The sequence below is a fragment of the Leptospira hartskeerlii genome, from assembly GCF_002811475.1.
GTDB classification, from domain to species: domain Bacteria; phylum Spirochaetota; class Leptospiria; order Leptospirales; family Leptospiraceae; genus Leptospira_B; species Leptospira_B hartskeerlii.
In genome coordinates, this window is record NZ_NPDL01000001.1 from 240,168 (window position 1) to 260,955 (window position 20,788).

Annotated in this window: 17 protein-coding genes; 6 read left to right on the top strand and 11 right to left on the bottom strand. The window is 40.1% G+C overall.

Annotated elements, in window-relative coordinates; translation table 11 throughout:
- Positions 1–5: 5 nt before the first annotated feature.
- Entirely contained in the window at positions 6–1,703 is a 1,698-nt protein-coding gene (locus CH352_RS01085; protein WP_100706555.1) for an alpha/beta fold hydrolase, read from the bottom strand.
- Between the two features lie 208 nt (positions 1,704–1,911).
- Positions 1,912–2,946, bottom strand: coding sequence for a helix-turn-helix domain-containing protein (locus CH352_RS01090; protein ID WP_100706554.1), 1,035 nt, complete (start codon positions 2,944–2,946; stop codon positions 1,912–1,914).
- 226 nt (positions 2,947–3,172) lie between these two features.
- Between CH352_RS01090 and CH352_RS01095 the strand changes: the two genes are divergently transcribed.
- Positions 3,173–4,471 (top strand): OmpA family protein, encoded by a 1,299-nt coding sequence (locus CH352_RS01095; protein ID WP_100706608.1) that lies wholly within the window; start codon positions 3,173–3,175, stop codon positions 4,469–4,471.
- Between the two features lie 35 nt (positions 4,472–4,506).
- Here CH352_RS01095 and CH352_RS01100 read toward each other — a convergent pair whose 3' ends face one another.
- Complete coding sequence (locus CH352_RS01100) at positions 4,507–4,725, bottom strand: hypothetical protein (protein WP_100706553.1); 219 nt, start codon at positions 4,723–4,725, stop codon at positions 4,507–4,509.
- A 112-nt stretch (positions 4,726–4,837) separates the two neighbouring features.
- Positions 4,838–7,237: a sulfatase family protein gene (locus tag CH352_RS01105; RefSeq protein ID WP_100706552.1), complete on the bottom strand. Its 2,400-nt coding sequence runs from the start codon at positions 7,235–7,237 to the stop codon at positions 4,838–4,840.
- 244 nt (positions 7,238–7,481) lie between these two features.
- On the opposite strand from CH352_RS01105, the gene CH352_RS01110 reads away from it, so the two are divergent.
- Together CH352_RS01110 and CH352_RS01115 are read left to right on the top strand one after the other, a co-directional pair.
- The gene (locus CH352_RS01110) at positions 7,482–7,934 is read left to right on the top strand and encodes an FAS1-like dehydratase domain-containing protein (RefSeq protein ID WP_100706551.1); all 453 of its coding nucleotides are present in this window, start codon (positions 7,482–7,484) and stop codon (positions 7,932–7,934) included.
- 13 nt (positions 7,935–7,947) lie between these two features.
- Positions 7,948–8,364, top strand: coding sequence for a MaoC family dehydratase (locus tag CH352_RS01115; protein WP_100706550.1), 417 nt, complete (start codon positions 7,948–7,950; stop codon positions 8,362–8,364).
- Between the two features lie 54 nt (positions 8,365–8,418).
- Here CH352_RS01115 and CH352_RS01120 read toward each other — a convergent pair whose 3' ends face one another.
- Entirely contained in the window at positions 8,419–10,512 is a 2,094-nt protein-coding gene (locus tag CH352_RS01120; protein ID WP_100706549.1) for a SpoIIE family protein phosphatase, read from the bottom strand.
- A gap of 353 nt (positions 10,513–10,865) precedes the next feature.
- Between CH352_RS01120 and CH352_RS01130 the strand changes: the two genes are divergently transcribed.
- Positions 10,866–11,651, top strand: coding sequence for a tetratricopeptide repeat protein (locus CH352_RS01130; RefSeq protein WP_100706547.1), 786 nt, complete (start codon positions 10,866–10,868; stop codon positions 11,649–11,651).
- A gap of 11 nt (positions 11,652–11,662) precedes the next feature.
- Positions 11,663–12,271: a DUF2062 domain-containing protein gene (locus CH352_RS01135; RefSeq protein WP_100706546.1), complete on the top strand. Its 609-nt coding sequence runs from the start codon at positions 11,663–11,665 to the stop codon at positions 12,269–12,271.
- A gap of 18 nt (positions 12,272–12,289) precedes the next feature.
- Here CH352_RS01135 and CH352_RS01140 read toward each other — a convergent pair whose 3' ends face one another.
- Positions 12,290–13,327 (bottom strand): 2-dehydropantoate 2-reductase, encoded by a 1,038-nt coding sequence (locus tag CH352_RS01140; RefSeq protein WP_100706545.1) that lies wholly within the window; start codon positions 13,325–13,327, stop codon positions 12,290–12,292.
- A gap of 122 nt (positions 13,328–13,449) precedes the next feature.
- Positions 13,450–14,373: an esterase/lipase family protein gene (locus tag CH352_RS01145; protein ID WP_008591357.1), complete on the bottom strand. Its 924-nt coding sequence runs from the start codon at positions 14,371–14,373 to the stop codon at positions 13,450–13,452.
- Positions 14,374–14,994: 621 nt separating this feature from the next.
- On the opposite strand from CH352_RS01145, the gene CH352_RS01150 reads away from it, so the two are divergent.
- Positions 14,995–16,794 carry an N-acyl-D-amino-acid deacylase family protein gene (locus CH352_RS01150; protein WP_100706544.1) on the top strand — a complete coding sequence of 600 codons (1,800 nt, stop codon included), beginning with the start codon at positions 14,995–14,997 and terminating at the stop codon, positions 16,792–16,794.
- Positions 16,795–16,796: 2 nt separating this feature from the next.
- Here CH352_RS01150 and CH352_RS01155 read toward each other — a convergent pair whose 3' ends face one another.
- The 4 genes from CH352_RS01155 to CH352_RS01170 all read right to left on the bottom strand — a co-directional run bounded on the left by CH352_RS01155 (position 16,797) and on the right by CH352_RS01170 (position 20,713).
- Entirely contained in the window at positions 16,797–17,810 is a 1,014-nt protein-coding gene (locus CH352_RS01155) for a zinc-dependent alcohol dehydrogenase family protein (RefSeq protein ID WP_100706543.1), read from the bottom strand.
- 71 nt (positions 17,811–17,881) lie between these two features.
- Entirely contained in the window at positions 17,882–19,129 is a 1,248-nt protein-coding gene (gene ccrA, locus CH352_RS01160) for a crotonyl-CoA carboxylase/reductase (protein ID WP_100706542.1), read from the bottom strand.
- A 68-nt stretch (positions 19,130–19,197) separates the two neighbouring features.
- Positions 19,198–19,791, bottom strand: a complete 594-nt coding sequence (locus tag CH352_RS01165) for a TetR/AcrR family transcriptional regulator (RefSeq protein ID WP_100706541.1) — start codon at positions 19,789–19,791, stop codon at positions 19,198–19,200.
- Between the two features lie 229 nt (positions 19,792–20,020).
- The gene (locus CH352_RS01170; RefSeq protein WP_100706540.1) at positions 20,021–20,713 is read right to left on the bottom strand and encodes a hypothetical protein; all 693 of its coding nucleotides are present in this window, start codon (positions 20,711–20,713) and stop codon (positions 20,021–20,023) included.
- Positions 20,714–20,788 lie beyond the last annotated feature (75 nt).

The window sequence follows — 20,788 nt, forward strand, 5'->3', positions numbered from 1 at the left end:
CGAAATTAATTCTCCGATTGGATCACTAAAGTGGATTGTGGGGTTTTGGAGTGTTTCACATCCAAACCATAAATCAGCACAGTAGGCACCGAGTATTGTGAATCGAAAGTGTCGATTGCAATCGCGATCTTATTTCCCGCAGGAACATCATAAGCTACCGCATTTAGATCGATAGACATATCTTTTGTTTCATACCATCCTGCGTCGAAAATAGTTCCGGTCCCATGAGTGATCAAAGTAGCGGTGCCGTATTTATCTACATCGTAGAAGTAAACGTTCACGTTAGCCTTTCCTAAACTAGAAGAGATCCTTCCGTTCCAGAACATTTTACCTCTGATCTTCACTGTAGAACTTAAGGTAGAAGATTGATAAACAATACCGTTCACTCTGCTTACCAAACCTAAATTGGTAGTTACAGGAATTTCAGCATGAGCAGCAAGAATATCCGAAAGTAAAGGAAATCCAGTACTCGCTACAGTGTCTGCTCCGGAAAGAATTCCTGTATTCGTAACGGTAGTATTTTGGCTCGTAGATAATTCTCCGTTAGTGAACAAGCCTCTTGGTTTCAGATAAAAAGTTTTATCGGAAACAGTCGGAGAAGGCCAAGAAGGAAGAGTTACGCGAGGGCCAGCAAAACGTTTTTGGAAAGTAACTTGAGGTTTGTCCATGATCCCGTTATTGATCCCTTTCAACCAATAATCGAACCAATCGTATGCGTTATCCCAAACAGTGCCGGAAAAACCTAGGATGCCACCGATTTCTGCGGAAGCATGGATTCCTTCGTTCATTAAAAGTTTTTTCGGAATTTGGATTTTTGCAAAATAATCCAAAACCGCATTCGGGTTAAATAAGAAGTCCTCGAAGTTATTCGAGATCATTACAGACTTACCTGAAGAAGCATTCAATTGTCCTACAAAAGTTTCCGGAGAACGATCTGCTGCCCATGTAGTTACAGCATCGATATCCGTATGTTGTAGAAGTTTTCCGAAATTCTGTGCGATGATCGGATCAGGTCTTCCTGTTATATAACTGGAAGCAACAAGCAATAATCCCCAGATTAATCTAGGAGTATCGTTGCCATAAAGAGAACGTTTGAGATTTCCCCATCCGCTCATTGCAACCGCAGTTTTAATTCTAGGTTCAGTGCTCACGCCCGCTAAAGAAATTCCAGCACCATAAGAGATACCTGAAATACCGATGTTTGCAGAATCGGTTTGAGTGTTCGCAAGCAACCAATCGATAATTTTGCTCAAATCTGCTCTGTCTTTTGGACCGGCAGTATCAATGAGTCCTCCGGAAGCTCCGAAACCTCTTGTGCTATAAGAGAGAACGATATATCCCTTTTTAGCGAGTTTCGCAGCAGGAACCAGATACTCGTATTTGTTCAATGCCCAGCTGTTCACAAAAATTACAGTTGGGTATTTTCCGGTAGGGGAAGGTAGAGAAGGTGTGAAAAGGCTCGCTTCTAACACAACTCCGTCGTTTGCAGTTACCTTAATAGTATTGTCGAAAGTGAAACTTCCGTCGCTCTCTTGCGCGAATGCGTTTTGGATCTCACCACTTGAATCTTCTAACTCGGAAACACCTTTGTTTCCTGCAGCTTGAGCCAGGCTTGGATCTAAGGAAGCTAAGAGGGCGGCAGCTTCCGCATTTTGAGAAGAATCACTTTTACAAGAGTAAAAAGATCCTCCTAAGATCAGCATTAGTATGCAAAATCGCATAACTAACGTTCGGTATATTTTTCTCATCACTATTCTCCATACGCTTTTTCAGTCTTTGACTTTTTAGCTAATTTATGGAGATGGAGTATAAGACAGTTATCAGTAAGGGTCGTCTTGGATTCGAATCTTGGACAAATTAAAAGGTCTTAATTTTTTATTTAAACAAATTTGGAAGAAAACGTTCGTTCAATTAAAAGACTTTAGATTTTCGAAGATACTCTCTAGGAGAAACACCTTGTATAGATTTGAATGCAAGATTAAAAGTTGCCTTGGAATTGAAACCGGATCTGTAAGCTACTGAAAGAATATTGGCTCCTTCTTCTTTTTTTAAGATACGAACTGCTTCCGCTACACGGAAACCGTTTACGAACTTCGCGAAGTTAGTTCCCTTTCTCTGATTTAGAAATTCTGAAAGTTGATATGGTTTGATGTCTAACTGATTCGATAGTATAGAAAGAGAAAGATCTTCTTGTAGATAGATTTTTTCTTTTGTCATCAAACTTTCCAGACGATTTTCCAGATCGGTTGTGTCTACACCTTCTAATCTGGAATTACGGTATGCATCTCTCATCGAAGGTCCCATCTCGCTGAAAACTTCCGGAGCATAAATTTGTGCTAGATAACCTGCAACTGCGTAAATGACAGTGCTTAGTACAGAAATGAATAATAAATTAATATCTCTAATTAAATAAGAAATAACAAGGATAGAAGTTACACTCCCGCTTCCGATCACAACGAAGAGGAGTATCCTTGCTCCTGCATCTTTCTTCAGTCTCTCCAACCGGAACGCAGCTCTCGTCTGCCAAACAATAGAAGAATAAAATACTAAATTCGCAGAATAAGCACCTAACAGTAGGATATCGGACCAACTTGTGGAACCTTTTTCGAAATAATCCACAGGACGGTTCCAAAAGATTTGAGGTAAAACTAAATACAGAATTGGAAATAAGATAAGTAGAAGTATTCCAGGAAGATAAAAACCCCTTTCGAAGGCTGTGAATTTCTCCTCTCGAACCGTAACAGAATACAAACTATACATTCCTGGTCCTAAAAACCAGGCGAATGGGATATGAAGATGGTTTAAAAACGAAGGTTCGAAATAAATCCCCTTCAAAAGAAAATAAACATATAAGAATTGGATAGAAACACAAAAAGATAATAAAGATAAGATCCTTAAACCTGCGTTCTTTTCCGGTCGGAGTAGGCATGCCACAGAAAGGAGCATACAAAACAAAACTCCGAAGAATACGATCTCATGGAAATGAGGAACCACGAACTAATTGGATGAATTTTTATCGCCTACTTGTCAAGTTCTTACGGTTAGAATAGGTGCCTGCAGATCCCTTTTCAGGGAAGAAACTTGGGTCGTTTTAGGCTAAATATCTCGGAAATAGACCCGTTTTTTAAGATTCCTTTCTAAGTTTTTGGGGAATTTTTTCGAAACTATTAGTATGGCATTTCGAGGGTTCCTTTTTCTATTCTTCTTAATACCCTCTTATATATTTTCCGAAACTCAAATACTGTTCCGATGGAAAATGAAATCCGGAGATGACCTGGAATTAAACGAATATCATAGAGTAAAGGCCAGACAGGGCCTCAGAGTTATCAATAGAGAAGATAAAAATCGCATTTTGTTAAAAGCGACTTCTTGTAAAAAGGAAGGCTGCGATTTTTCAGCAATATTCGATACATATATTAAATTTCCTGAATTAGATCCCGCTTTTTACAAAGACAAAACCTTTAAGAGTAAATTTCATATTTCTGAAACAGGTCAATATACCGTCCCTCCTGAATATAGTATGCCCAACCTAAGGTCATTGCCTAGTTTCTCCTCCAAAGAAGTTGGAGTTGGAGAAGAATGGACCAAACCTGCTTCTGAAAGTTTTCAATTTCCTACTGCGAGAATAGAGATCCCAGTCCAAGCAAAATATGTTTATCAAGGAAAGGGAAACTGGGAATATGCAGGTAAAAAAGGGAACGCAGATCTGATCGAATATAATTATAATTTAATGAAGGAATCGGATCCGATTGCTCAGAATATTCCCTACAAAATTTACGGTTTTGCAAAAGGAAAAGTTTTCTTTGATTCCGAGCAAGGCGTTCCTCAATATAAGTATGTTCAGCTTGCTTATACATTCGTTTTTCCGAATGGGATCGCGCAAGAAATGTCTTTCGAGATCCACGGAGTTTATTCTAAACAAAACTCTGTTACGGAAAACGATAAGGACAAAATTGCCGAAGAAGTCAAAAGGATCCTCGGGCCTTTTCCAGAAGGAACTGCTTATCCTAAAAAGAAACCGACCGGTAAAAAAGGGAATGGATTAGAATGGCCTGAATGGGAAGGAAATCCGGAAGAAGAAGTCGCGGATCGCGCACCTGTTGAGATCAGAAAATCGAATGAGGGTGTTGTACTTTCTTTGGATAATCTTCTTTTCGATTATAATAAGTCCGAATTAAAGCCGGAAGCCAAAAAGGTTTTGGAAAGGATCGCAGACGTTTTGAAAAAATATCCGGATAGAGAAATTCGGATTGGCGGGCATACTGACGACAAAGGCAGCCAAGAATATAATCTCAAACTTTCGCAAGACAGAGCATTATCAGTTCTGCAAGAGTTAAGAGATTCTCATGGAATAGAAGAAACTAGAATGTCTTATCGAGGTTATGGAAAAACTCAACCTGTAACTGAAAATTCTACAGAATCAGGTAGGGCTAAAAACCGAAGAGTGGATATTACCATCGTTTTAGAATAGTCTTCGGCTTTTGCTCTTATGTAAAAAGTTACTAATTAAAAATAACTTTCACTGTCACATTCGTTAAAATGATTATTTTCCATTAAGCAGGAAAGAAGGATGCTATTATAGGATTCTGTTCCGGGGTCATGAGCAGCAACTGCTTGGCAAACTGCATCTCTCATTACTTTTCTTCTGTCTTGGCAGCGTTTAACAGGATTACTTCCACAAGAGATAAAACCGAATATTAGAATAAGACAAGATATAACTTTCATTCTTTTCACCTATTTCTGTTTGGATTAGCAAGCGGATAACATAACGAAGGGTATGGAAAAAGCAAGGAGTTTTGGTAAAAAGAGGTAGAGAAACTTTGGCGTAAAACGAATTCTATTCGTGAATATAACCCCAGCTTTCCAAGACCTTTCTTACTTCTTTTCCTAACGCAGCTTGTTCAGAAGATTCTGAATTTCCGGAAAGTCCAGCATCGTTATAAAAATAAGGTAGTTTAGAAGTTTTGAATTCGTAAGGAAGTTTTGTAGAAACCACAGATTCAGGAGAATCTCTGTAAATTTTAGAACTCGCTTCCGATAGAATTCCCCATTTTCCGGATTTATAATCTTCCGGTTTTCCATCCTTAGAAATGGATAAACGAAATCCAAAAATAGGTTCTACAGTGTAGAAGGAGAGGATACTTTCTTTTCCTGCCGCTTGTTTGACTGTGAGAGATGCCGATTTTGTTTCTAATCTATTTTCGGTAAATGGAGTATCCGAATGTATTTTATAAATTCCAGCTTGGATACCTATCTCGATCTTACGAGTGCATTCTTTTTCGCAGGCGGGTAATCTGAGTTTATAAACATTTTTCTTTAAGCTGTGAGAGTCGAGATCCTGTCTAGCTTTTGTCAGAAGTGTTGAATTTGTAGAAGATAGATTTTGTAATTCTCCAGGATCGGAAACCAAGGAATAAAATTCCTCGGACATTTTATGAGGTTCTCCCTCCTTGGTTCTTCTTACAAAATCATAACCTGGATATCTACGAATCAGTTTATATTCTTTGGTTCGGATGGACTCTGAAAATCTTCCTTCAGTATATACAAATTCTTCGGATTGAGGACCTTCTTCTCCATATATTGCTTTAGAGTAATCGTTTCCATCGCAAGAATTCGGATCACAAGGTAATCCTAATGCGCCGACTAAAGTTGGGAAAAGAGAAAGTAAGGAAACTTGTTCGGAGAAAATTCTTTTTTCAATATTTGATTTTGCCGATGCAGGAGGATGAATGATCCAAGGAACTTTGATCTCTTCGTCGTAATGAGTTTCTCCGTGGGCATGCAGATTTTCCGCCACGAAATGGTGATGATAATAATGCTCCATGGATTGTAATTCTCCATGGTCAGCCACTACTGCAATCCAGGATTTATCGAAGGCTCCTGTCTTTTTAGCTTCTTCTAAAATTAATCCTATGACTTCGTCTGTATATAAGATCTCCGCCATGTATTTTCTTACATAAGGATCATAACTATTCCAGATCTTTGGATCGGTCTTCTTTGCCAAAATATCCATATACTTTCTTTCCGGCAGATAAGGATAATGCGGAGTATTGATATTTATGTGGAGAAAGAACCTTCTGTTTTTATTCTCATTTAAGAACTTTATAGATTCTGCAAGTATTAGTTCGGTGTCGTCTTTGTCTTTTCCAGGTTGAAATAGTTTATGAAACCCTAAATCTACTCCCACTCCTGTATAATCCAGGAGAAAGACATTATTCATAAGACTTGCAGTTATGTAACCTTTGGATCTTAGATGATTCGGAAGTGTTTCCGGTTTTTTGGAATAGAATATTTTCCTATGAAGGTTACTGGAATAAAACCAAGCGTTTCCCAGACCTAATTCAGATGCGATCTTCGAAGTAAAAAAGGAGATCATACTCGGTTTAGTCCAATTTCCGTTAGAGAAAGCATTCTCAAAAACGATAGAATCGGAAGCAAGTTCGTCCAAATTAGGACTAGTGGGAATCGGAGAACCTCCGAATCCCAAACGATCCGGACGAAGAGCATCTACTACGATCAATATTACATTTTCTTTAGGTCCCCAAAGTTTTGGATCCGCTACAGACGCATATAATGTAGGCTGCCCTACAAATAAAAGATCGTTTTGATTTTTAGGGATCCATTCAAAATTCCAAGTGGTAGAAGGATTTTCTTCCAATGATTTGGAAAGGGATTCCGGGATCTTGATCTTATGATCGATCCATTCTCTTCCTTGGCTTTGAAGTTCGTCGGAGAATACGATCGAATCTCCTAACTTCACGATCAATTTTCCTGAACTCAGAATATTCTCCCCTGAAGTAGAAAGGGCAGTGGTGGAAAAATCCAAAACGACATTTTGTAGATCGTAAAGTTTTGCTCCAGGAATAATAAACTCAGAAGAAATATCGCAACCACCGTTTTGGAATAAAAGTAAACTATCTCTGGATTCGTTTAGAAGAGTTTGTTTATCTTTTAAGATAGTAAGTTGAGTGTTTCTCCATTTTTCATGAAGGGGAAGTTCCGAATAACGGGATGGATTTTTTTTATAATGATAAGAGATCTTTTTAATGGCTTCTTCTGAATTTCCTTTGCATACACTTCCGGATTTTTTTAAAGAACGAAGTCCGTCCCAAACAGGAATTATGGTCTCTTCTTCTTTTGAAAACGATCCGGGAAAAATTTGCCTACAATCCTGTAAAAGATAACAAAGCAGGATAGGGATCATTAGCCTAGAAAGTTTGGAACCAAAAGAAATCATAAGAACAAGGACAGAATTTTACTTGAGGGGTCCGCTTACAACACTTATAGTCCGCCACGCGGGCTTCAGGAGCGAAGCGACTATCATCCGGATGAACACCATTCAGTCGGCGGTTGTTTGAGCGAACAGAACGTTCGTTAATAAAAATTCAATGGACCTGTGGGATCGGTGTCTAAAAAATAGGGCCGTAGAAACGATCTTCGATCCTTCGAAGGTTTTTAAACCAATCCAAAGGAAAAGGATTATGGCAGAAAAAGGCATTTCAAAAGACCTGATCGGCACAAAACTCGACTCCTACGAATTCGACGTAGAGAGAGGAAAGATAAAAGAGTTCTGTCTAGCGATCGGCGAAAGCAATCCGATATACTTCGATCTAGAAGCGGCAAAAAAAGCGGGATACGAGGACATTCCAGCTCCTCCTACATTTCCCACAGTGATCCAGTTTTGGGGATATCCTAAAATATGGAAAGATATGGAGAACATGGGGGTTGACACTTCCAGGATCCTACATCTAAAAGAAAAATATAATTATGTTAAAACTCTTTATCCTGGTAGAGTTTCTTCTCAGGGAGAATGTGTTAACGTAACCGTGGGTAAGATGGATACTATGACTTTCCGCACAACCATTCGTAATGCGAAAGGTGAAACTGTAATAGAAGCAGAGATGTCCATTTTCATCCGTAAACCGGAACAATAATAGGAGGATTAAGATGAGTAAGATTGAATTCGACAAGTACGAAGTAGGACAAGAACTCCCTCCTTTAAAAGTGGATACTATTACACATGCGCATCTGGTACGTTATGCGGGAGCGAGCGGTGACTTCAACCCGATCCATAACGATCCTGATTTCGCTCGTAAGACCGGATTAGACGGAACTATTGCTCATGGTATGTTTGTAATGGCTCAGATTGGAAGACTTTGCACTTCTTGGGCGGATCAAAAACAGATCAAAGAATTCGGGGTCACTTTCAAAGCTATGACCAAGCCTGGACAAAAACTAACTTGTTCCGGAAAGATCAAACGTAAGAAAGAAGAAAACGGAGAGAAAATTCTAACAGTTGCTGTAGAAGCTTCCGATGAATCTGGAGAAGTAAAAGCTTCCGGAGAATTAGTAGTTATCTGCTAATTTTTTTATTTCTTTAATTAAGAAAGCCTCCGGTTTCGGGGGCTTTTTTTATACCTACGCAGGATATTCGGGAGTTTCTCTGGATTCGATCGCGATGATCGTGATATCATCGTATCTTTGTTCGTCTCCTCTGGATCGTTCTTCCATTACTACTAATTCTTCTAATAGTTTTTGGAGGCTTACGCTGGAAAGTGTACCTGCTCTGGATGCAATGGTCTCCACAGTGCTCCATCTATTTTCCTTTCTTCTGTTTTCTATAAGTCCATCAGAGAAAAGTAATAAACGGCTTCCTAATGGGAACTTATAGGTAGAAAATTCAATTTCTAAATCATCGAACAGACCTAATATAGGGCCTGTTTTATGAAGTAGTTCGAAATTACCGTCAGGAGAAAGTAATACCTGGTCCGGATGTCCCGCAGAAGCGTAGAGTACTTCTTTTTTTTCTAAATAGATATCAGCTACAAAACAAGGGAAGATACTTTCTAATGTATCGAACTTTCTTAAAAATCTTCCATTCAATTCTTTTAATACATGAGTAGGGCAGGGCAGTTTTTTTAATTCTTCATATTCCGTTTTTAGAGCCATGGTCATAAGGCTCGCCTGTACTCCATGTCCTACTGCATCGGCTAAAAGTACCCTTACTTGGCCAGGATTGATTTCTGAAATATCTAAGAAGTCTCCGCCTACTTTTTCCAGAGGTTTATAGACATAGTCGAAACGTATTCCTTTGATCTCTCTTTCTGGAGGAGTGAGGATTTTTCTTTGTACATTCTGGGCGATCTCTAGCTCTCTATTGATCTGTTGCAGAGTATCGTTTAGGGTTCTCGTCCTATCTTCTACCTTTTGAACCAACTTTTCTTTCATTTCAAAAAGTTCCAAGTTCATAGTTTGAAGATCTTCTGTGAGAAGTTTTGCTTCTTTATACTTGGAAGAACGATCCGAAGCAATCACCAAAGACTGCAGGAATACAAAGAGTACGAGCGCAATATGAGAAACTTGAAGAGAGGAAACTTTTAAGATATAAGTATAGAATAGATCAATTGCTACTCCTAAGAAGAGTATTCCCGAACCGTATAAGATATAAGAAGAGTTATTCTCCTTATCAAAGTCTATACCAAAGATCACATAGATCACGTATCCGATCGTGATCCCGATAAACAAATGGAAATAGACAACCTTACTACTATTGAATTCCAGAGAACCGAGTAGAGTCATCAGGATGAACAGAGAGATAATTACTAAGGAAATCTTTATGTACAGTTTGGATGCGTAAACAGTGAAAGTTTCATAGAAGAAGAGCAGATATAATCCGGTAGCACACATCATGGAAATTTGTTCTATTATCTGTATTCCGTTTTGGTTGATAGAAGGAAAAAATTCCATGAGAAGTCTTGTGTTCGTAACAAGAGTTCTCATACCTATTGCCATACTCATAAATCCAAAATACAAAGGAGCCTTGCTGGATCTTAAATATAAATACAGAGAGATATGATAGAGCCCCATGATCACTAAACTGGAGAATGCAAAAATATCAGTGAAGATGGCCCTTGTTCTTGTGGACCACATCACTTCGGATGGACCTAATTTAACAGGAGAGCTGATCCCTCCTTGTCTTGCGAAATTATTCGTAACAAAAAGTGCGATTTCTATCTGACTGGAACTAGGAACGAATGAAAAAGATCTAGGTTGCACTCTTGCAACACTAGTTTGAGGAGAAGTGGACGGATCTCCAGATTCTCCTTGAAACTCTCCATCCAAGTATAATCTGTAGGAACTCCAAACAGTGCCTAAGCCTAGTGTGAGAACCTTCCCCACCCAAACATCAGGCAAAAGAACTTTGAGTCTATAGGTGGCATAACCTAATCTTTCATAAGATGGATGTAATTCGGTCTCTCTGTTCCAAGAGCCTGGGACCGTCATATTCCCGTGAAAGGATTCTAGAATTTTCCCAGGCTCTTGACTCCAGAAAAATTCCCATTCTCCGGATAGATCTACCGGGCCGGAGCTCGCACTTTGGATACCTCTGAGGTCGATTACACCTTTGTAAGCGCGTAAGTTTTCTTCCTTATGCCAGGGGGTGAGAGACAGAAGGAAAATGAGGAAGCCGATGGGTCCTAATAAAAAGAATAAATATTTTGCCGTGTGCATTGAGCAGGAAGGTTGGGACCATCCTCCATCGGATTATATTTTCTCGTCAATCTTTCTCCGACTAACAAGAGTATTCGAGAGAATTTTGGAAAATAATAATTTCCAAACCTAACTCTAGAATGTTTGACCTTCAACTTTTGGCTTGGATTCCGTAAATACGAAAGAAGCGTCCCTAAAGTCTATCAGGGAACTTCAAAGACTATTAGAGGAAAAAAAAACGAAGAATTATACGTCCAATCCGACGTTTTTCGTAAAAAAGAAGTATTTTGGCAAATCTACTTAAAAACCGGAAATTCCTGTTGCCATGTTGATCCTTCGGAAGAGCATGAAAAAGACCGATACGAATCACATATATGAGCCGTTTTCATTTTTCGAGAAACTATTCTATTTTAGCTAGCGTTACACTTGTATTGGCGTTTTATTCTGCTTGTTCCGGGGAGAAGGATGAACCTTCTATTTTGGAAATCAGAGATCTGTTGGACTCCGGTCATTTAACAGAATCGGTTCAGAAGGCAAAGGATAAGGCTTTGATCACCGGAAAAATGGACCAGGTCCATTATCTCAGGGGATGGATCCATTATTTACGCAAAGAAGATTCCTCCGCAGAGAAAGAATATAAACTTTGTTTAAAGGAGAATAAAAACTCCATCGATTGCCTGAGAGGTCTTGCTCAGATCGAAAAACATAAACAGAATTATGAAAAGGCGGAAACTAGATATAAGCAAGCCTTAGTAATTGCGCAAGCCACCAAAAACCAAGAATACAGTTCCATGTTACTAACGGATCTGGGAAATTTGGCTCTCTCTCAGGATGAAAGAGAAGAAGCCCTGGACTGGTACAATAAATCTATCCAAGTAAAACCGGAAGGTTCTGCCTATTATGGACTCGGTTTTGTGCATCTATTGAATCGAGACAAGGTAGCTTCTATTCAATCCTTAAAGAAGGGATTGGGAACTGAATATAGAGATTTAATCATCAAAGCGGAAACCTATTATCTTCTGGCAAAGTTACAAAACGATTTCGAAAAAAATCCGCAAGCGGCAAGCGAGTCGGCAAAAAAGGCCTTCGAATTATTTCCTGCAATGGAGAAATACTCAAAATCTTGGGAACAATATTCCAAACTTTCCAGTTCTAAATAAAACAGGACCCAATGAATTTACTCAGAACGATCTGGCGTATCATCCATAAACAAATCATTTTACCCTTCCAAGAATCCTATGCTCCTATTCACGAAGTTTGTTTAGGAACTACTGTAGGCCTGCTTTGGTCAATGACTCCTCTCGTAGGAGTGCAGATGTATTTGGGATTGGGAACTTGGCTTATACTTCGATTGTTCCGTATCCGTTTTTATCTTCCGATTGCGATCGCTATGATCTGGATTACGAATCCGGTAACAGTTCCATTTTTTTATTCCTTATTCTATTGGATAGGCAAACAGGTTTTACTTTTGCTCGGAATTCCTTTCCAACAGATCAGCTTCGATACGTTATTAGCCATCTCTAAAGAATCAGAATCCATGGATCTGATCGGTGGATTATATCATTGGACAATTTTTTTATTTGATAAGATGGGACTTCCAATGTTCGTAGGTGGTTTTGCTTTTGGAGTTCCCTTGGCATTACTCGGCTACCCGATCACCTATCGTTTATTAAATTCTTATAGAGCCAGAAGAGCACATGAAGAAGGTATTAGTCTTCAAGAATGGGAACTAAAACATGTAAGAAAAGACGTAGGATTGTTCGCCGCCAAAACGCCATAGCACCCTTCCGAACTAAACCTACACAATTCCTAAAAGATTGGAAAGAGTTTCCGCATCGTATTGAGATTTGCCGGAACTGCTTTCCGCTTCTGAAATCAAAGAAGCGATCTTACGATTGATCGGAGCTTTATGGCCGACCTTATCCGCTAAACTTACTATTTCTCCATTCAAATAAGAAATCTCAGTTGTTTTTCCATGATGTAGGTCTTCCCACATCGAAGATCTTGCTTCAGGGTCAATTTTAACCATGGAAGAAGCGACTCTGAAAAATAGGAAGTCCGGCAAACCTAAAATGATCGGTGCAAGCCAAGGGATCATTTTGCCGGCACTTGCAGGCTGGATCCCGGAAAGTTTAAGGATTTCTAAACCTTCTAAGATCATGGAAGCTAAAATTTTTCTGTAAGTTCTTTGGGATAATTCTTCTCTGAGAGGAATGCCTGCGAGTGCGTTTAAGCTATTATTCAAATTGAAAAGTAGTTTTCCCCAAAGAACACCTTCCATATTTTTATGCACGGTAGAAGGTAGGCCCGCTCTTCTTAGATAAGAATGGATTTTGTTCCCGAATTCATTTGATTTAACTACAAGTTCTCCGCTTGTCCCTTGGTGGAATTGTCCTTTTCCTTTAGCAACCACATTGAACGGCACCATACCCGGTAAATTTCTATCGTTTAACTCAGGTAATACGGAGGCAAGTTCCTTAGAGTTTCGAACTCCATTCTGAAAACTTACTACGATAATTTTGGATAATTCTTCAGGTGAAAAAAGAGAACGGATGGATTTTCCTGCTTCTATCGTATCCTTACTTTTGACAGTGATCAAAAATACGTTCGAGTCTTTGGCTTCTTTTATATCGGTTGCATAACGGACCTGGCTCGGTGCGAGAGTGAAAGAATTTCCCTTATAGTCGCTGATCCCTAAGCCGAATAATTGGATCTCTTGTTTTAATCTTTCTCTGCCTAAAAATACTACAGGATACCCTGCTTTTACCAAGTACGCTCCGATATATGTTCCTATACTTCCGGAACCCAAGATCGCAAATTTTGTGGAAAAACTCATAAGCGGAAAGATTGAAGAATATTAGAAAAATACCAACTAGAAAATCGGTATTCTACACTTAGATTTAGGCATAAAAAAAGCCGGGAGATTAACCCCGGCTTTTTTCACACGCAACGTCGAAATTACTGATTAGATTTCGCGTTGGAAGCCATTTTCAAGAAGTAACCTTCCACATCGTACCAAAACTTTCCGGAATTCAAGGTGTTAGAAGCTTGTAAATGGTCTACACCAGTTACTAGAAGTCCGTAATCAGGTCCACCTTTGAAAGTTCCCCATTTCAAAGAAGTGTAAGGAACGAGTCCATCGCAGGTTCCGCCTTGTCCGTTAAACAATCCCCCAGCCACACAAGCAGGTTGAATGATTCCCATCAATGGGTGTTGGATTAGGTCAGGAATGGTGATGTAAGATCCGTAAGAGAAATACTTAACGGAAGAAGCATCAGGAGTGCGAGTGTTGAAAGCCGCAGTTCCGCTGGTAGTCAAGGAACCAAGTGCCGCAAGAGCGTCTTGGTTTCCGCCGCCATACACTAATTGAACTACAACCCCTAAGATACCGCTAACGAAAGGTTTGATCCAATCAGGAAGAACGGTAGTTACGATATCCGCAATTGGAGATCCTCTGTGAGGAGTGTTCAAAGTGGTTAAAGTGGAAACTTTGGAAGAAAGTCCTAAGTTGGAGATAGCATAGCGGCTATCCAATCCACCTTGGGAGTGTCCAAGGATATGCACTTTGCTAAAGCCGTTTGCGGCCATATAAGTAAGGACTTTATCCTTTAATTGAACCCCGCGAGTCTCATTAGACTGCGCTGCAGTCTTAGTGGGAGCATACACGGTTGCACCTTGGGATTGCAGATATGTGTCCATTCCGCCCCAATAGTTAACTATACTAATTATGCCGGAAGAATCAGTTCCCCAACCGAAAAGTCCGTGGGAAAGAACGATTGGATACGATCCAGCTAATGGTTTGGAGGAAGATCCTCCCCCTGAAGCGAACAACGTGCCGCTACACAAAAATAGGAGTAATACCGCTAATCCTAATTTACGCATTTGAGTTTACCTCTTCACTATTCTCTTGCTGTCTATATGGTTTCTCAGATTGAGATTCGCTTAGTTTTAACTTGTTCGCTTTTTTATCTGTATCACTCGGTACAAAACCGAGCTTTTGAAGAATAAATCTAGACTCAAAGCTGTCAAGATAAAACGTTCGAAAAAAGTGATGATAAAATAACGTTTGATATAGAACTAATTTCTTTTCATAACGGTCGGTTTATTATAAATATTCCTTTAGGGATGCTTTTGGAGAAGAAGGTCTTAAGGTGAAAAATTCCTATTTTCAAGCCTGACTAACGTGTTTTTGTGGATCGTGTTCTAATTTGATGCGATGGATTCGAGTAAGAAGCATGGTTGAAAGTTCGGTAATAGTTATTCGGGAAATTGGAGTTCATTCTATTCTGCGGCGTGATAGGTAAATGTATGAATGTCCGATAGTGTTCTCTCCGGGCGTGCATTGGTACATGCGCATTAGTGGACCTCGAACTACCAAAACATTTTCTTTTTTTTGTAAACAATCGTTCATCTATATTCCAAAAATTTGAAAAAGATTGACTATGGATTATTATACACTTTCGTAACGAGGCTCTTAGATATAGAATAAAGAAGAGGAATCATATGAAGTACGATGTTCTGATCAAGAACGGAAGAATATTCGATGGAGAAGGAAACGAATCATTTATAGGAGATGTAGCAGTTTCAGATGGAAAGATTGTCGAGATCTCTAAATCCATTTCCGGTGATGCAAAAAAGATGTACGATGCAAAAGGACTTTGGATCACACCAGGATTTATAGATTTTCATACACATTATGATGCAGAGGTGGAAGCTTCTCCAGGATTAAAAGAGTCAGTGATGCATGGAGTGACTACAATTACAATGGGAAGTTGTTCTCTTAGTCTTTGTATCGGATCACCGGAAGATCTTGCTGATATGTTCAGTAGAGTAGAAGCGATACCGAGAGAGCAGGTGCTTCCTCTATTACAAAAAAAGAAAACTTGGAATTCGATGAAAGAATATGCGGATCATTTGAATTCACTTCCTTTGGGTCCGAATGTTTCTACTTTCTTGGGACATTCTGCTATTCGATCTTATTCTATGGGATTAGAAAGATCTCTTTCTTATGGAGTAAAACCTACGGAAGAAGAAATGGTCAAAATGGAGAAACTTCTGCAAGAAGCGATTGATTGCGGATACTTAGGACTTTCTATCAATACTCTTACGTGGGATAAAATGGATGGCAGTCGTTTCAGAAGTAAGCCGCTTCCTTCTACATTTGCCAAATGGTCTGAAATTAGTAGATTAAATAAAATTGTTCGAAGAGAAGACAGGATTTTCCAGGGAGTGCCGAATGTTTCTACGAAGTATAATGTTTTACTCTTCTTTAAAGAAAGTCTTGGTATATTCAGAAAGAAACTAAAGACTACAATCATTTCGCTTATGGATCCACGGTCCAACCGCTCTATTTACAAGTTAGTAGCATTCCTTACTCGGATTGTGAATACGATCTTGCAAGGTGATGTTCGTTTGCAGGCAGTTCCCGCCGTTTTCGATCTTTATGCAGATGGAGTGGATGTAGTAGTCTTCGAAGAATTCGGTGCAGGGACTGCGGCAATCCATTTAGCGGATCTTGCGGAAAGACGAAAACTTCTACTCGATAAAGGGTATAGAAAATGGTTCCGTAGACAATGGACGAATTGGTTTTTACCTAGAGTATTCCACAGAGACTTTAATGAATCCAAAATTGTAGAATGTCCCGACCAAAAACTGGTCGGCAGATCTTTTTCTGAATTAGCCAAAGAAAGAAAACAACATGTGGTCGAAACATTTTTGGATCTATGTGCCGAATATGGGAATGATATTCGTTGGTACACTGTGATAGGAAACGATCGCAAAGGACCTTTAAAATATATAGTCAGTCACCCGGATGTATTGATCGGATTCTCAGATGCTGGTGCTCACTTGAGGGGAATGGCACATTATAATTTTCCATTACGTTTTTTGAAATTAGTTAGAGACGCAGAACTGGAAGGAAAACCTTTTCTTTCTCCGGAAAAAGCGGTTTGGAGAGTCACTGGGGAAATTGCGGATTGGTTCGGTTTGGACACGGGCAAACTGAAGGTCGGCGCGCAAGCAGATATTGTTCTTTTAAATCCGAATGGATTAAACGAAAAAGTGGAAACCATCCAAGAAACTCCAATGCCAGAATTTGGCGGAATGGTTCGGTTAGTCCGAAGGAATGAAGAAGCGATCCGTGCAGTATTGATCAATGGAAAAGTCGCAGTAGAGAATGGGGTCGTTCTTCCAGAGATCGGAAAAGAAAGCGGCTTCGGAAGATTTATGGCTTATAAGGAAAAAGATTATCTATATTCTTCCGCGAAATCGCAAAAGAGAGAAGCTGCAGGATCTGCAGCTTAAGCTCAAGGGATCCGAACTACGATCTTTCCGAAATGTTTTCCGTCTTTCAGATACTCTAATGCATCTTTGAATTCGGAAAGTTCGTAGACTTTATCTACTACAGGTTTCAGTTTCCATTCTTCAATGGCTTTGTTCATAGCAAGGAATCCTTCCCTATGACCAACTACGATCCCTTGGACTTTGATTTGGTTCATAACTAAAGGAAGAAGGTTTAAATCCTTGATAGCTCCCGCTAATATCCCGATCAGATGAATTGTACCGAATAATTTTACAGCTTTAATGGATTGCTCTAAGGTTCCTGCTCCGCCAACTTCCACAATATGGTCTGCGCCTTCTCCCCCAGTTAGTTCTCTGATCTTTTCTCCCCAAGCAGTAATATTTTTATAATTGATCAGATAATCTGCGCCTAAGGACTTTCCTCTTTCCAGCTTTTCATCGGAAGAAGAAGTTAAGTATACGATAGCTCCAACTGCTTTAGCAAATTGTAATGCGAATAAAGAGACTCCTCCGGTACCTTGGATAACTACGGATTCTCCTTTTTTGAGTTGGTTTTCCACAAAGAATGAGGACCAAGCGGTAAGTCCAGCGCAAGGAAGTGTGGCCGCTTCTTCAAAACTAAGATGAGAAGGCATTGGGACCACTCCTATCGCAGGAAGGATTGCATATTGTCTTAATGTCCCGTCTAAAGGCCCACCTAGCGTGGTCCTGAGTTCTTTTTTATTTGCATGTCCGGACAACCAGTATGGTGCAAAGGTTGCGTTGATCTTGTCTCCGGTTTTGATGTCTGTGACATTCTCTCCGACTTCTATAATTTCTCCCGATCCATCGCTGCAAGGAACCATAGGCACTGGAAAATTCGGATTGTACTTTCCCTGGACCACAAGATAGTCCCGGAAATTTAAGGAAGCCGCCCTGAAACGTACTAAAACTTCTCCCGGGCCTGGTTTGCCTGGGTCTGGTAAATCGATTAAGGAGAGATTTTCTTTTCCGAAAGAGGAAAGTTGGACCGCTTTCATTTAATTATGCTTTTATAATATAGTTCGGAGGATCGAAGGACTCCTGGGATCAGGAGCCCTTCGTAGGCAGATTATTTTCTACCTAGTCCTAGTTTATCGGCACCTACAAGGATACTCATGTTTCCCGCAGGGTGTTTGTTCTCTTTCATCAATTGGTGAGCTTGCGCAGTTTCGTTGAACTGGAAAGTTTGAGAAAGAACTGGATCCACTTTTTTATCGATCACTAATTGATTGATACCAATTGAGTTTTCGTCGTTTGCAAAGTGAGAACCTTGGAGACGTTTTTGACGCATCCAAAGATATCTTAAATCTACAGTTGCATTGTAACCTGTGGTTCCAGCGCAGATAACGACCATTCCTCCAGTTTCACAAACGAATACTGAAGTAGGGATGGTTGTTTCACCTGGATGTTCGAATACGATCTTAGGATTGTTTCCTTTTCCTGCGATGTCCCAAATAGCCTTTCCGAATTCTCTGGCTTGTTTGGTCCATTCTACAAATACTTCAGGCTTATTAATATCCGAAGTGAGAGCGCCCCAATGTTTGAAATTGTTTCTGTTAATCACTCCGGCAGCGCCTAATTTTTTACAGAACTCGATCTTATCATCGGAAGAAACTACTGCGATTGGAATTCCACCTGCAGCCTTTACGATCTGGATCGCCATGGCTCCTAATCCGCCTGCTCCTCCCCAGATAAGAACTACATCTCCCGGTTTTACATCATTCGGTTTCCAGTGGTGAAGCATTCTATATGCGGTTGCTCCAACGAGCATGTAAGCAGCTGCTTCTTCCCAAGAAAGATGTTTCGGTTTAGGAAGACATTGGTGGTCTTGGACTTTACAGAATTGTGCAAAGGACCCCCAGTTAGTTTCGTATGCCCAAATCAATTGAGAAGGTGCAAACATAGGATCATTTCCTGCTTTGACCCAAGGATCGTTCTTGTCCCAGATACCGCAATGTAGGACAACCTCGTCTCCTACTTTTACGTTCTTAACTTCGGAACCTACTTTATAAACGATTCCGGATGCGTCTGAACCACCGATGTGGAACTTTTCCGGTTCGCCTTTTTTGTTTCGTGCCCCGATCACATCGACTGGAAATCCAAGACCCGCCCATACGTTATTATAATTAATTCCGGCAGCCATAACTGCAACCAGCACTTCGTCAGGTTTAATTTCAGGAACGTCGATCTCTTCCGGCTGGATGGACTTTATCGGGTCTCCAAAACGCTCTGGTCGGATGACCTGTGCATGCATTTTTTTAGGGACCACTCCTAATGGAGGGAGTTGGCCGATTGGTACGATTTCAGGTGCGCTCATGGGGACCAGAAAACCTAACCGACCGAGGCTTACGAGAAAAAAAACAGTCTTAAACTCGGCTTTCGGGCTTAAGTAAGAAGGATATGATCAATCCTATCTTCCAAACCACGGACCCTATCCTCAAAAAATCGCTCTGAGGAGATCGAAAGTATCAAACTATGTAATAGATCTACGAGTAGGGAAAGCTTCAGTTCCGCGTTTTTGGTTGGAGGATTGCGATCCACTGCCGCATCTAATAACTTTCTGTACTGCGCTCCGTAATGATTCGTGTATTCTTGGACCAGATTTTCAGGTGCAGAATATACTAAGCTGAATGGAAGTTTGGCTCTGTCAGGGAACTGTCTAGCGATATCCGAAATTGCTCTGAATACTGAGACAACTTCTTCTCTTAAACCTTTGTCTTTTACCAATCTGCTTCTGATATCGTTCAATATCATCAAATGAGTGGCGACCAACGCTTTTCTGAACAGGTTTTCTTTGGAATGAAAATGATGATAGATGCTAGGTTGCTCTAGGCCGCATTCTCTACTGATCTCTCTCAGAGAAGTTCCATGGAATCCCTTGCGGGCAAAAGCTATCGCAGCGCCTTCTAAAATTCTCTCACGAGAATTTCTGAAAACTCCGTTTGTGGGGTAGACAGGGCTACCGTCCTTCTTTTTCACCGATCCGACCTCTTTTAGGAGGATTAATCCGGCGAATCTATTTTTTTATTTGAAGATCGAAGATCCCGATATCGCCGGAAGATCTATCCCTTAGGATAGAAATTTCACTATATTAGCGAAGATATAACAAACGCCAGAATTCCGCAATTCATTAACTTATCTGGAAATGCTATTTAAGTCAAACTTGCCTGAATGATAGTCTTACCTGATCGTAATTTAATCTTAAGATTCAGAACTCCTTTTTAAAAACTTCGAAGTAGTTGTTTAACTCACTCGTACCTGGAAGTCTTCCCTCTGCTCCCGGTTGTTTTTTGCCCGGAGAACCTGGTTGGTTTAGGTTTTGATCCTTCTCTTCTCGCCCAAAGGCTGCTGCAGGAGTGTATAATTGACTGCCGAACAATAATTCAAAGTTTGCAACGTTAGACTCTGATTCATCTAATCTGATCTCTACTAAGAAATGATTCTCTCCGAATCTAGCTTCCCATTCATAAACGAAAGAAGGTTCTACAAATCCTGTGAACAAAGGGGATAGCTTTCTATCTTCGCTATCCGATTGGAAGATATGTACCATAACGGACTGGTCCGGATTTTCATGAGCGAGACCTACTCCTAACTTGCGAACTATCTTTCTGTCTTTACCTTCAGGAAATTGGAGTTTGAAAGATACTGTACTTCCTTTGAACACTGAACCGGTAAAATGGGATTTTCGATCTACGATATATCCTCTGTCTTTTAAAGAAACCTTAACTTCTTCTACTAACTTCTTGAATGTAGGAGGTCCTCCTGCTACTGATTCTTTGGGGTTAGCCGGTGGATTAGAAGTAGAAGTTTGGGCAAACAGGCCGGATTGGATAATTAAGAATAAAAACAGAATTAAGGGAAAGAATCCAAGTCGGGGAAGTTCTAATAGAAAAGATCGCATGATTACTAACAGACTAACTTGGATCGTACATTCTCGCCAGATTTTTTCGAAAATAATTCGGAAAATAAAGGAGAA

Bases quoted from the DNA above. Each gene is read 5' to 3' on its own strand.
- CH352_RS01085 (WP_100706555.1), bottom strand. From the start codon at position 1,703: ATGCTGATCTTAGGAGGATCTTTTTACTCTTGTAAAAGTGATTCTTCT.
- CH352_RS01145 (WP_008591357.1), bottom strand. From the start codon at position 14,373: ATGCGTAAATTAGGATTAGCGGTATTACTCCTATTTTTGTGTAGCGGC.
- CH352_RS01155 (WP_100706543.1), bottom strand. From the start codon at position 17,810: ATGAAAGCGGTCCAACTTTCCTCTTTCGGAAAAGAAAATCTCTCCTTA.
- CH352_RS01140 (WP_100706545.1), bottom strand. From the start codon at position 13,327: ATGAGTTTTTCCACAAAATTTGCGATCTTGGGTTCCGGAAGTATAGGA.
- ccrA (WP_100706542.1), bottom strand. From the start codon at position 19,129: ATGAGCGCACCTGAAATCGTACCAATCGGCCAACTCCCTCCATTAGGA.
- CH352_RS01170 (WP_100706540.1), bottom strand. From the start codon at position 20,713: ATGCGATCTTTTCTATTAGAACTTCCCCGACTTGGATTCTTTCCCTTA.
- CH352_RS01115 (WP_100706550.1), top strand. From the start codon at position 7,948: ATGAGTAAGATTGAATTCGACAAGTACGAAGTAGGACAAGAACTCCCT.
- CH352_RS01150 (WP_100706544.1), top strand. From the start codon at position 14,995: ATGAAGTACGATGTTCTGATCAAGAACGGAAGAATATTCGATGGAGAA.
- CH352_RS01105 (WP_100706552.1), bottom strand. From the start codon at position 7,237: ATGATTTCTTTTGGTTCCAAACTTTCTAGGCTAATGATCCCTATCCTG.
- CH352_RS01100 (WP_100706553.1), bottom strand. From the start codon at position 4,725: ATGAAAGTTATATCTTGTCTTATTCTAATATTCGGTTTTATCTCTTGT.
- CH352_RS01095 (WP_100706608.1), top strand. From the start codon at position 3,173: ATGGCATTTCGAGGGTTCCTTTTTCTATTCTTCTTAATACCCTCTTAT.
- CH352_RS01120 (WP_100706549.1), bottom strand. From the start codon at position 10,512: ATGCACACGGCAAAATATTTATTCTTTTTATTAGGACCCATCGGCTTC.
- CH352_RS01110 (WP_100706551.1), top strand. From the start codon at position 7,482: ATGGCAGAAAAAGGCATTTCAAAAGACCTGATCGGCACAAAACTCGAC.
- CH352_RS01090 (WP_100706554.1), bottom strand. From the start codon at position 2,946: ATGCTCCTTTCTGTGGCATGCCTACTCCGACCGGAAAAGAACGCAGGT.
- CH352_RS01135 (WP_100706546.1), top strand. From the start codon at position 11,663: ATGAATTTACTCAGAACGATCTGGCGTATCATCCATAAACAAATCATT.
- CH352_RS01130 (WP_100706547.1), top strand. From the start codon at position 10,866: ATGAGCCGTTTTCATTTTTCGAGAAACTATTCTATTTTAGCTAGCGTT.